This window comes from Rahnella sp. AA (genome assembly GCF_002834385.1).
In the GTDB taxonomy this organism is placed as follows: domain Bacteria; phylum Pseudomonadota; class Gammaproteobacteria; order Enterobacterales; family Enterobacteriaceae; genus Rahnella.
The window spans coordinates 512,923-524,839 of sequence record NZ_PITQ01000001.1 but is presented as its reverse complement, the minus strand read 5'-3'; the positions used below and the strand labels follow the sequence as shown (position 1 = coordinate 524,839).

The 11,917-nt window shown below is 53.1% G+C and carries 9 protein-coding genes; 3 read left to right on the top strand and 6 right to left on the bottom strand.

From position 1 onward, the window contains the following. The first annotated feature begins 47 nt into the window (after positions 1-47). A complete protein-coding gene (locus tag CWS43_RS02335) occupies positions 48-866 on the top strand; it encodes a shikimate 5-dehydrogenase (RefSeq protein ID WP_101075246.1) in 819 nt (272 codons plus the stop codon). Positions 867-958: 92 nt separating this feature from the next. Here CWS43_RS02335 and gudD read toward each other — a convergent pair whose 3' ends face one another. The 6 genes from gudD to dgt form a co-directional block, all read right to left on the bottom strand. Further along, positions 959-2,296, bottom strand: a complete 1,338-nt coding sequence (gene gudD, locus CWS43_RS02330) for a glucarate dehydratase (protein ID WP_101075245.1) — start codon at positions 2,294-2,296, stop codon at positions 959-961. Positions 2,297-2,327: 31 nt separating this feature from the next. Then, entirely contained in the window at positions 2,328-3,665 is a 1,338-nt protein-coding gene (locus tag CWS43_RS02325; protein WP_101075244.1) for an enolase C-terminal domain-like protein, read from the bottom strand. Beyond that, positions 3,662-5,038, bottom strand: a complete 1,377-nt coding sequence (locus CWS43_RS02320) for an MFS transporter (RefSeq protein WP_101075243.1) — start codon at positions 5,036-5,038, stop codon at positions 3,662-3,664. Before CWS43_RS02320 ends, CWS43_RS02325 begins: the two co-directional genes overlap by 4 nt. A gap of 321 nt (positions 5,039-5,359) precedes the next feature. Beyond that, positions 5,360-6,520: a CdaR family transcriptional regulator gene (locus CWS43_RS02315; protein ID WP_101075242.1), complete on the bottom strand. Its 1,161-nt coding sequence runs from the start codon at positions 6,518-6,520 to the stop codon at positions 5,360-5,362. A gap of 198 nt (positions 6,521-6,718) precedes the next feature. After that, complete coding sequence (gene degP, locus CWS43_RS02310; protein ID WP_101075241.1) at positions 6,719-8,158, bottom strand: serine endoprotease DegP; 1,440 nt, start codon at positions 8,156-8,158, stop codon at positions 6,719-6,721. A gap of 212 nt (positions 8,159-8,370) precedes the next feature. Continuing rightward, entirely contained in the window at positions 8,371-9,885 is a 1,515-nt protein-coding gene (gene dgt / locus CWS43_RS02305) for a dGTPase (protein ID WP_101075240.1), read from the bottom strand. Between the two features lie 183 nt (positions 9,886-10,068). Between dgt and mtnN the strand changes: the two genes are divergently transcribed. Then, the gene (gene mtnN / locus CWS43_RS02300; protein WP_101075239.1) at positions 10,069-10,773 is read left to right on the top strand and encodes a 5'-methylthioadenosine/S-adenosylhomocysteine nucleosidase; all 705 of its coding nucleotides are present in this window, start codon (positions 10,069-10,071) and stop codon (positions 10,771-10,773) included. Then, entirely contained in the window at positions 10,773-11,585 is an 813-nt protein-coding gene (btuF, locus tag CWS43_RS02295; protein WP_101075777.1) for a vitamin B12 ABC transporter substrate-binding protein BtuF, read from the top strand. Before mtnN ends, btuF begins: the two co-directional genes overlap by 1 nt. Positions 11,586-11,917: the final 332 nt, after the last annotated feature.

The following is an 11,917-nucleotide window of genomic DNA, read 5'->3' as shown; positions in this document are numbered from 1 at the left end:
TTTAACAACCTCTGCAAACTATCGGCCCCACTTAAAAGGAGAACGCAATGAGTCGGGAAATCAATAAAGACACGCAGTTATGTATGTCCCTTTCCGGTCGTCCCGGGAATTTCGGTACCCGTTTTCATAACTACCTCTACCAGGCGCTGGATCTGAACTTCATCTATAAAGCCTTCACCACTCAAGATATCGAAGCCGCCGTAAAAGGTGTCCGTGCGCTGGGCATCCGTGGCTGCGCGGTCTCCATGCCGTTTAAGGAAGCCTGCATTCCGTTCCTGGATGAACTGGATCCTTCCGCTACGGCGATTCAGTCCGTGAATACCATTGTCAACGACGACGGCTTCCTGCGCGCCTATAACACTGACTATATTGCCGTCGCCAAACTGCTCGACAGCCATAAAGTTCCGCGTGATGCGGTGTTTGCGCTGCGCGGCAGCGGCGGAATGGGTAAAGCCGTCGTCGCGGCCATCCGTGATGCCGGTTTCAAAACCGGTTATATCATTGCGCGCAATGAAGCGAATGGCCGGGCGCTGGCTGAAGAATACGGTTACCAATGGAAAGCCGATATCGGTGATTTGGCCGTCGATATGATCGTGAACGTCACGCCAATCGGTATGGCAGGCGGGGTGGAAGCGGACTCGCTGGCGTTTAAAACTCAGGTGATAGACCGCGCCAGCATTGTCTTTGACGTGGTCGCCCTGCCGGTCGAAACGCCGCTTATCCGCTACGGGCGCGAGCACGGTAAGAAGGTCATCACGGGCGCGGAAGTCGCCGCATTGCAAGCCGTCGAGCAGTTTGTGCTCTACACGGGAAAACGCCCGTCCGACGAACTGATCGAAGCCGCGGCAACGCACGCGCGGAGCTGAGGGTTGTAATCACCTGACGTAAAAACAAAAAAGCCCTGACGGCAACGTCAGGGCGGTGGTCATGACTGCACCAATTTTTTTGAATCTGACGGCTACCGCACCAGGCAAGGTTTCTTCGGATCGAATTTCCAGTCCGGAACCAGGAACTGCATGCCCTGCGCATCATCGCGCGCGCCCAGCCCCATGCCTTTGTACAGTTCATGCGCTTTCATCACCTGATCCATATCCAGATCTACGCCGAGACCCGGTTGCTCCGGCACACGCACTTTACCGCCTTTGATTTGCAGCGGTTCTTTGGTCAGGCGCTGATTGCCTTCCTGCCAGATCCAGTGCGTATCGATGGCGGTGATCTTACCCGGTGCCGCAGCGGCAACCTGAGTAAACATCGCCAGCGAAACATCAAAGTGGTTATTGGAATGTGAACCCCAGGTCAGGCCCCATTCGTGGCACATCTGCGCCACGCGCACTGAGCCCTGCATGGTCCAGAAATGCGGATCCGCCAGCGGGATATCCACCGATTTCAGCTGAATGGTATGGCCCATCTGACGCCAGTCGGTGGCAATCATGTTGGTCGCGGTCGGTAAACCGGTCGCCTGACGGAATTCCGCCATCACCTCACGTCCGGAGAAGCCCTGCTCAGCACCACACGGATCCTCCGCGTACGCCAGCACGCCGCGCAGTTGTTTGCCGAGTGAAATGGCTTCATTCAGCGACCAGGCACCGTTTGGATCCAGTGTGATGCGCGCCTGCGGGAAGCGCTGCGCCAGCGCGGTCACGGCTTCGGCTTCTTCACTACCGGCCAGCACGCCGCCTTTGAGTTTGAAATCATTGAAGCCGTATTTTTCATACGCGGCTTCGGCCAGACGCACAACGGCAGCCGGCGTCAGGGCTTCTTCGTGGCGCAGACGATACCAGTCGCAGCTGTCGCCGGGCTGGCTCTGGTAGCCGAGCGACGTTTTGTTGCGATCGCCGACATAGAACAGATAACCGAGCATTTCGACTTCGTCGCGCTGCTGACCGTCGCCCAGCAGGGATGCCACGCTGACGCCAAGATGTTTGCCAAGCAGATCCAGCATCGCGGCTTCAATCGCGGTGACAACATGGATTGTGGTGCGCAAATCGAAGGTTTGCAACCCGCGGCCTGAAGCATCGCGGTCGGCAAATTTTTCGCGCACGGCGGTCATGACGTTTTTGTATTCGCCCAGCGTTTTGCCGATCACCAGTAACGCGGAATCATCCAGCGTCTGGCGAATTTTCTCGCCGCCCGGCACTTCACCGACGCCGGTGTTGCCGCTGCTGTCTTTGAGGATCAGAATATTGCGGGTGAAAAACGGCGCATGTGCACCGCTGAGGTTAAGCAACATGCTGTCGTGCCCGGCGACCGGGATCACCTGCATGGAAATAATTTTGGGTGTCGATGAAGAGGTCATGCGTACTCCTTAGTGAATTCAAATTCTGTAATCAGCGCCCCATTGCCGGACGCTTACGATCGAATTTCCAGCCGGGGATCAGATACTGCATCGCGACGGCATCATTACGCGCCCCGCTCGGCAGTTTTTTGTGCAGCTCGTGAGCACGACGGATTTGATCCATGTCGATCTCCACGCCTAACCCCGGTTTTTCAGGAACTTTGATTTTGCCATTGACGATTTGCAGCGGCTCTTTGGTCAGGCGCTGATTGCCCTCCTGCCAGATCCAGTGCGTATCGATTGCCGTCGGTTTACCCGGCGCAGCCGCGCCAACGTGGGTAAACATCGCCAGAGAAATATCGAAATGGTTATTTGAATGGCAGCCCCAGGTCAGGCCCCAGTCGTTGCACAACTGTGCGACACGAACCGCACCGTGCATCGTCCAGAAATGCGGATCTGCCAGCGGGATATCTACCGACTGCAGCATCACCGCGTGCTGCATCTCACGCCAGTTGGTCGCAATCATATTGGTCGCCACGGGCAAACCAGTAGCCCGGCGGAACTCCGCCATCACTTCGCGGCCAGAAAAGCCCTGCTCAGCCCCGCACGGATCTTCCGCATAGCTCAGTATCCCCTGCATGTTTTTGCACAACTCTATCGCTTCATCGAGCAACCACGCGCCATTCGGATCAACGGTAATGCGCGCATCGGGGAAACGTTTTGCCAGCGCTTTTACTGCGTCGATTTCCTGCTCGCCCGGCAGTACGCCGCCTTTGAGTTTGAAATCTTTAAAACCGTAGCGGTCCTGCGCAGCTTCCGCCAGTTGCACCACAGCCTCACTGTCCATCGCTTTCTGATGACGCAGGTGATACCAGTCGTGAACGCCGCGCGCCCCTTCCTGATACGGTAAATCCGTTTTCTGCCGGTCACCGATATAGAAGAGATAACCAAGCACCGTGACTTCATCACGCTGCTTGCCCGGCCCGAGCAGTTCGCACACCGGCACCCCGAGGAATTTGCCCATCAGATCCAGCAACGCGGCTTCCAGCGCTGCGACCGCGTTTACGCGCAGTTCAAACGTCCACGCGCCCTTACCAAACGAATCGAAATCTGACGACTGATTGCCCACGTGGACCTGATGCACCAGCCGGTTCATCCGTGCGACCTCCTGGCCTTTGACCTGCGCGATGGCTTCAACCAGCGTATTGTAAATAACCTCCCCGCCTGGCGCTTCTCCGACACCGGTGTTACCGGCGCTATCGGTCAAAATCACAATATTGCGGGTGAAGTAAGCGCCGTGTGCGCCACCGATATTCATCAGCATGCTGTCATGCCCTGCCACAGGAATGACCTGCATGTCAGTGATAACCGGCGAAGATTGCGTACTCATCGTGATACTCCTTTTCCTGCACTTGCGGATCCGAAAGGCTGTAACTGGATGCGTTCAATTTTGCCGACGATAAAGACGTAGCTGATAACGGCAAGCAGAGCGTGGATCCCGACGTAAACCAGTGCGCCATTGAAGGAACCGGTCGCACCGATAATGTAGCCGATGGCGATGGGTGTGATGATGCCGGAGACGTTACCGAACATGTTGAACAACCCGCCGCTCAGCCCGCTGATTTCTTTCGGCGCTGTGTCGGCCATCACTGCCCAGCCCAGCGCGCCCAAACCTTTGCCGAAGAAGGCGAATGCCATAATGCCGACGACCATCCACTCAGTATTGACGTAGTTACACGCCACCATCGATATAGACAACAGCATGCCGATCACAATCGGAGCTTTGCGGGAGAACGTCAGGTTGTTGGTTTTGCGCATCAGATAGTCGGAAATAATCCCGCCCAGCACCCCGCCCAGGAACCCGCAAATCGCCGGAACCGAGGCCACCATCCCGGCTTTAAGGATTGACATACCGCGCGCCTGGACCAGATAAACCGGGAACCAGGTGATAAAGAAGTAGGTCAGCGCATTGATGCAGTACTGGCCGATATAGATGCCAATCATCATGCGTGATTTCATTAATTGTTTAATCTGAGAAAGCTTTTCGCCTTTAACTGCCGTTTTATGGGCGATTTTCTGATCCATATTGATCAGCGCACCGCCCGCTTCCATGTAATCAAGTTCGGCCTGGTTGACGCCCGGATGATCTTTAGGATCGTGGATCACTTTCATCCAGATAAAACTCAGAATGATCCCGAGCCCGCCCATGAAGAAGAAGACGTGTGACCAGCCTACCGCGTGCGTCAGCCAGCCCATAATCGGGGCGAAAATGACCGTCGCGAAATACTGTGCAGAGTTGAAAATCGACACTGCCGTACCGCGCTCCTGTGCAGGAAACCAGGCCGCAACTATACGGCTGTTACCAGGGAATGAGGGCGCTTCGGCCAGGCCGACCAGAAACCGCAATGCAAAGAGGGAAGCCACAATGCCGAAACCGCTGAATATATCGACAAAACCTTGCAGCAAGGTGAATAAAGACCAGATAAAAATACTGTAGAAATAAACTTTCTTGGAGCCAAATTTATCCAGCAACCAGCCACCGGGTATTTGACCGATAACATAGGCCCAGGAAAATGCCGAGAAAATATATCCCATCCCGACTGAATCCAACCCGATGTCTTTTGCCATCGCTGAACCGGCAATAGACAATGTCGCACGGTCGCCGTAATTAAATGAAGTGACGATAAATAACATCACCACAATCCAGTAGCGCGCATTTGTTCTTTTTTTTACGGCACTGGCGGCCGAAACGGTAGTTTCCATGGTGTTCTCCAGATTTATTGGCAGTGCATATACACGGCGGTATAAGTCATTCCAGCCACAGAACTGTAGGGTTCACAGAGGAAGGAATGGAGCCAGTATATGGAGTATCAACTGGCCACTCATTAGGCAAAACAACAAGCATAGACAGCGCTTTGCATTTATCTTGAGGCGAATGCCCAGCGTCGTGCGAGTTGTTTCACAAAAAGTGAAACAGCTGTGACCCGTGTCACGCTCATAAAAATACTGAATATTTAATAAGAAATGCTCAACATTATCCGGGCTGCCGGTGAATAGCCCGGCAACCCGAATTAATGCTGAAAATCACAACTGGTCGTTATCTAACTGTAATGCCACATACAGCAACAAACGATCGTCAAAATTCCCCAAATCCAGTCCGGTTAATTCGGATATACGATTTAGTCTATATTCCAGCGTATTACGATGAATATACAACGCCTTGGACGTTGCGGTCGGCTGCACGTTATTGTGGAACCATGAGGCCAGCGTACGACGCAGTAATCCGTTACCATCCGTCGCTTTCAGCCGCGCGAGAGGCCGCACCAGTTCGTCGGCCTGCCAGCCGCCGCGCAGGCTGTCGAGCAGCACAGGCAGAATGAGATCCTGATAGAAATAGCAGCGTTGTTCCGGCATCCGCTGTTTACCGACCGTCATGGTGGTTCTGGCCGTCCGGTAGGAACGGGCAATGCTGCCCGGGCCGGTAAAGAAGTTGCCCAAAGAAATACGCACGCGCAGACGCCCGGTCTCCGTCATGCGGGAAAGCAGATGATCAATACGCTGGCGATGACCATCCGGATCCCAGCGATCGTAGCTGTTTAACGCGGGCTTCAGCACCACCATTTCCGTAAGCGAAACGATAGCAATCAGGTTGTCACGCTCAGGCGTTGTCAGCAGCGTTTGTAACTGCTGCAATTCCGCCATTGCAGAATCGACACCCAGTTGCCCGCTATCCACCTCAACCACCGCCGCTACCCGCGGCCGATTGAGATCAATACCTAACCGCTGCGCCCATTCCATCAGCGCCGGAGAAAGCTCATCCACGCGTATAAGATTGAGTACCAGCTCTTCGCGTAAGCGGCTGTCTTGCGCCAGCATATGCAGTAAACGCGCCTGTTCGAGCATCATTTCTGCCGTCATGCAGACCAGCTCGCCATATTGCCGCAGCTGTGACGGGTTGCCCGTCAGGCCGATCACGCCGACAATCTGTCCGTCTATCCGCAACGGCAGGTTGATTCCGGGGCGCACGCCATGCAAATGCCGCGCAACGCCTTCATCAATATCGACAATGCGTTCCTGCGAAATAGACAGCAAAGCACCTTCGTGCAATTCGCCAAGACGCTGGTCGTCACCACTGCCAATAATTCTTCCACGTCCATCCATGACATTCACATTACTATCAATAATTTGCATTGTGCGGGCAACAATCTGCTGCGCCAGCTTTGCATCGAGATGATACGCCGACATGGAACCCTGCCTTGCCTGTTTTATCGTTGTCAGAACAGCATACTCAGCAGGCTGTCGCCATTCATTATGCAAATGCCCAAAGAGCGAAAGCACCTATTGAAGTTGTGGTTAAGGTCACATTTTTAAGCAAATGCCCAACAAAAGGCATAAAAAAAAGCACGCCGGAGCGTGCTTTGTGCAGGGAGTTGCGGCAGGAAATTACTGTGCCAGCAGGTAGATTGAAGTATCTCCGCGCTGAATATCCAGTGCCAGCACTGATGGCTTGGTATCAAGGATTTTACGCAGTTCGCCGAGGTTACTGACTTTCTGCTGGTTCACACCCAGAATGACGTCACCTTTTTTCAGGCCAATGCGCGCAGCGGTAGAACCGGCTTTCACGTCATCGACTTTAACGCCTTTCTGATCCCCGGCAGCGCCATTGCTCAGCTCAGCACCTTCGATACCCGTATAAATATTACCGGACTCCACTTTCGGTGTCTGAGTGCTCTGCTCGATGGTGACATCCACATTCATAGGCTTACCATCACGCAGCAGGCCTAACGTCACTTTTGTGCCAATTGGCAGAGTACCAATATCGGCACGGAACGAAGCAAAGCTGCTGATAGATTTACCGTTCATGCTGAGGATGACATCACCGGCTTTAATACCCGCTTTCTCAGCGGCTGACTTCGGCATGACCTGGCTGATGAACGCCCCGCGTTGTGCGTCAACTTTCATTGCCTTCGCCAGCTCAGAGTTCAGCTCAGTCCCCATGATGCCCAGTTCACCGCGTTTAACCTGGCCGAATTCGATCATCTGTTTGGACAGGTTTTTCACCATGTTACTTGGGATCGCAAAACCGATACCGATGTTGCCGCCGTCCGGTGCCAGGATCGCCGTATTCAGACCAATCAGCTCACCATTGAGATTAACCAGCGCACCGCCGGAGTTACCACGGTTAATCGCCGCATCCGTCTGGATGAAGTTTTCGTAGTTTTCAATGTTCAGGCCGGAACGTCCCAGTGCAGAAACAATACCGGATGTCACGGTTTCGCCTAAACCATAGGGGTTACCGATAGCCACGGTGTAGTCACCCACGCGCAGTTGTTCGGAATCGGCGATCTTAATCGCTGTCAGGTTTTTCGCATTTTGTAACTGAATCACCGCAATGTCAGAACGAGGATCTTTGCCGATCACTTTCGCATCGAACTTACGGCCATCATTCAGCTGTACGCTGATTTTAGTCGCGTTATCGACCACATGGTTGTTGGTCACCACATAGCCTTTGTCCGCATCAATGATGACGCCGGAACCCAGTGCGCGGAAATCTTCTTTTTGTTCAGGTGCTGGCTGACCATCCTGACCGCCGCCCTGGCAAACAGGCGAACCCTGGAACGGAGAACCATCCTGGCACAGTGGCGAATTCTGGCCAAAGAACTGCTGGAACTGCTGGCCCATGCGCGGGGTTTTCACCGGCGCGCTGCCTTCCACATTCACACTCACCACGGATGGCATCACTTTCTCAAGCATAGGGGCCAGACTTGGAAGCTGAGTGGTGCTGGATGATGCAGTTTCAGCAGCCAGTGCAGAAGAAACCGGGGCCATTGCCATACCGATACTTAACGCTAATGCGCTGAGGAATAAACTCGATTTTTTCATTTTCAGGATCTCTTAAAATTATTGTGGCAACCAAAATAGTCGCATTGCTTGGTAGTCGTGATACTGAGAGAGTATTAATAGCGTGAAGTTCATCAGGGTCACACTGACAATGGTAAAAAATTATTGTCAGTATTTACAAATGACGCTTTTTCAGCCAGTTCCGTAAAGTAAATTAAAGACGTTTAAATTTAGCTCTTAACTTTTACCCTAAATTATTCAGCAGCCATCAGACGGCGATATTCGTCATACGCGTAAAGGTCTGTCATGCCGCTGATATAATCCTGAATCATTCTCGCCCGGTAATAAAACTCCTGGGCTGCGAACTCTGCGTCTTCTACCCCCTCCAGCCCCACGACGGCATTGTTATACGCCAGCCGGTGCTTGGCAGAAATCTTATGCAACAAACGGGTTTCTATAGGATATTCCCGGTGTGTATCCTCGCGAACCAGCTGGCTAAAATCAGCCAATGGCATATCCAGCAGCGGGCTATAAATATCCAGCAATCCGCTGATCACCCGGTACCCCTGTAATTCCAGCTCCTCGACTTCAGGGTGGTTGAATACCTGTTTGAAAGCGACAGCTTTATAAATTTCTAACAGCCGGTTCGCCTGGCTGTCATCTTCGAGCAGCGCGTGATTAAAGGTTCCCTGATATACATCGTCTATATTATCAATGAATCTGCGCGCCGCGTGAGGCACCAGCTGTTTAACCGTCTGAACACGAAGTTCCATAAAGAAATAATCCACCGGATTACGGAACGTTTTCGCTTTATCCATTTTTTCATACGCGGTGCGAACCACTTTATCGAAGATGTCATTCTTCTCAATGTCGCCCCATTCACGCATCAGATATTTATAGAGTTCTTCAACGCTGAATATGCTTTTCTCGACCGCATCTTCAAGATCGGCAATGCAATAAGAAATATCGTCTGCGGCTTCCATAATGTAGGTCAGCGGAAAACGGTTGAATTCCCCAAGTCCGAGCTCACTGCGCAAATCTTTGATGAACGGTTCTTCAGCCAGATAAAAACCCGGTTTTTTCATCAGATAATCATGTGAGGACAGCTTAGTCAGCGAGTATGCCGGGCGGGTGTATTTCAGAATGCAGGCCGTCTGGCTGTAGGTCAGATTGAGTTTCAGCAGCGTAAATACCAGGCGAATAGCCTGCGCGTTACCTTCAAAATTGCTGAGGTCATAACGGATTTTGCTGCGCAGCTGATTCAGCTCCGCCTCGTCCGCTACCAGCCGCAAACAGGCCACCAGGCAGGAATCGGTTTCCGGCGGCGTTTCGCCACAGCTTTCGATATCCATGCGCTTTTTGAACCAGTTATTAATCGCCGACTCGCCGAAATGCCCGAAAGGCGGATTGCCGATGTCATGCATCAGACAGGCCATTTCAACCACGCTTTCGAACGGATCGGTCACATCGCTCAGCCCGTAAGCCTCGAGTTTTCCCTGACGGCTCAGGCGATGCAGGATTTCTTTGGCAATGTGGCGCCCCACCTGCTGAACTTCGAGTGAATGCGTCAGGCGGCTGCGGACGGCGGCGTTTTTCTCCAGCGGGAAGACTTGTGTTTTTTGTTGCAGACGGCGGATTGCCGCAGAATTGATGATTCGCCCGCGATCGCTCTCAAACTGGCGAACCACGTCGTAAGCATCACGCACCTCAATCGGCGCGCTGAAAGGACGCTGAAAATTGAATTTCGCTTTAAAATCGATCCCGGACATGATTTTCCACCTTTTCAGCCACTCACGCGTAAAACCAGCACGCTTTTGCGTGATAAAACCCGCACCCCAAACGCATTATCTCTTCCCTTTAGCCATGATAGACTATCGCACATTGTTTTCGTTATTAAACCGTCAATTCCGCACAAGCTGCGGTTCATTCCACACACATCTGCGAGTATTTATATGAAAGTAGGCATTATCGGCGCAATGGAGCAGGAAGTGACCCTGCTGCGAGACAAAATCATCAACCGCCAGACTATCGAACGTGCGGGCTGCGAAATCTATACCGGTCAGCTGAACGGTGTAGACGTGGCGCTGCTGAAATCCGGTATCGGTAAAGTGTCTGCGGCGATGGGGACGACGTTGTTGCTGGAACATTGCCGCCCGGATGTGGTAATCAACACCGGTTCTGCCGGTGGTCTGGCGAAAACGCTGAAAGTCGGCGATATCGTGGTTTCCGATGAAGTTCGCTATCACGACGCGGATGTCACCGCATTTGGTTACGAACCGGGCCAGATGGCCGGTTGCCCGGCGGCTTTCGTCGCCGCTCCGTTTTTGGTCGAACTGGCTGAAACCTGTATCCGCGAACTGGATTTGAACGCCGTGCGCGGTCTGGTGTGCAGCGGCGATGCTTTCATTAACGGTGCCGCGCCTCTGGCCCGTATCCGCGCCACCTTCCCGAACGTCGCTGCCGTGGAAATGGAAGCCGCCGCAGTGGGCCATGTTTGCCATCTTTTCGATACGCCTTTCGTGGTTGTACGTGCCATCTCAGACGTTGCGGACAGCGAATCTCACCTGAGCTTTGAAGAGTTCCTGGTGGTCGCCGCACAGCAATCCACGCTGATGGTTGATGCCATGCTGAAAGCGCTGGCAGCTTCCGAAGAGTGATAATGCGCCGGTTCTGTCTTTTGCTGACGGCTCTGTCGCTGCCTCTGGTGGCAGCAGCATCCCCGGCGCAGCGAATTATCAGCCTTGCGCCCAATCTGACAGAACTGGCGTTCGCCGCCGGGCTGGGCAACCAGCTCGTTGGTGTAAGTGCTTACTCCGATTTCCCTCCGCAGGCCGGCAAGATTGAACAGGTGGCTAACTGGCAGGGGATAAACGTGGAACGCATTGTTACGCTAAAACCGGATCTGATCCTCGCGTGGCGCGGGGGCAATCCGCAGCGCCCGCTGGAGCAACTGGCATCTCTTGGCATTAAAATTCTCTATCTGGATCCGGAAAATGCAGAGCAGGTGGCGGGGGCTCTGGAGCAGCTGGCCGCCTACAGCCCCAATCCCTCCCTCGCTCAGCAGGCAGCCGGAGAATTTCGCCAGCAATGGCAGGCGCTGAAACTGAAATATCATCGTGAAAAACCGATCCCCGCTTTTATTCAGTTCGGTACACTGCCGCTTTTTACCGCCTCATCGGCGACAATGCAAAGTGAGGTTCTGGAAGTCTGTGGCGCTAAAAACGTTTTCGCTGACAGCCCGGTTCCCTGGCCTCAGGTCGGCCGGGAGCAGGTTTTAAGCCGTCAGCCACAGGTTATTGTTATATCAGGTGGGAAATCGCAAAAAACGATCATTGAAGGATACTGGCATTCCCTGCTCACCGCGCAGGTTATCGCTCTTGAGCCGGACTGGTTCAGCCGTGCGGGCCCCCGTATTTTGCTGGCCGCACAACAGCTCTGCCCTCAGCTCGCCGCCTTGCCTCAAAGGTAAATGCTCACTAACAAAAAAGTTTCTGCCCAAAACAGGCGCCGTGTCGCATTTTTCTGAATTGTTCTTTTATTAACCAAAGTCAAGAATTCAGCCCTGTCATCTGGTAATATGCCTGACGTAGAATTATACGGTTCGTGCACTTTCCCCGCTTTAACGTTATCTCTTTGTTGTACAAACGAAATAATAAAAGTCACGCCAGAACGTTAAAAATAACGTCACAAAAAGGCATGACTGGCATCCAAATCATAAGAAATTTGGATTAAAGGCCACGAAAACATTACCGATAACCTTTTCAGCCCCCGGCTGATTTTTATTGTCATTACACCAGCAGG

Coding starts and splice junctions, on each gene's coding strand:
- CWS43_RS02335 (WP_101075246.1), top strand. CDS start 48: ATGAGTCGGGAAATCAATAAAGACACGCAGTTATGTATGTCCCTTTCC.
- gudD (WP_101075245.1), bottom strand. CDS start 2,296: ATGACCTCTTCATCGACACCCAAAATTATTTCCATGCAGGTGATCCCG.
- CWS43_RS02325 (WP_101075244.1), bottom strand. CDS start 3,665: ATGAGTACGCAATCTTCGCCGGTTATCACTGACATGCAGGTCATTCCT.
- CWS43_RS02320 (WP_101075243.1), bottom strand. CDS start 5,038: ATGGAAACTACCGTTTCGGCCGCCAGTGCCGTAAAAAAAAGAACAAAT.
- CWS43_RS02315 (WP_101075242.1), bottom strand. CDS start 6,520: ATGTCGGCGTATCATCTCGATGCAAAGCTGGCGCAGCAGATTGTTGCC.
- degP (WP_101075241.1), bottom strand. CDS start 8,158: ATGAAAAAATCGAGTTTATTCCTCAGCGCATTAGCGTTAAGTATCGGT.
- dgt (WP_101075240.1), bottom strand. CDS start 9,885: ATGTCCGGGATCGATTTTAAAGCGAAATTCAATTTTCAGCGTCCTTTC.
- mtnN (WP_101075239.1), top strand. CDS start 10,069: ATGAAAGTAGGCATTATCGGCGCAATGGAGCAGGAAGTGACCCTGCTG.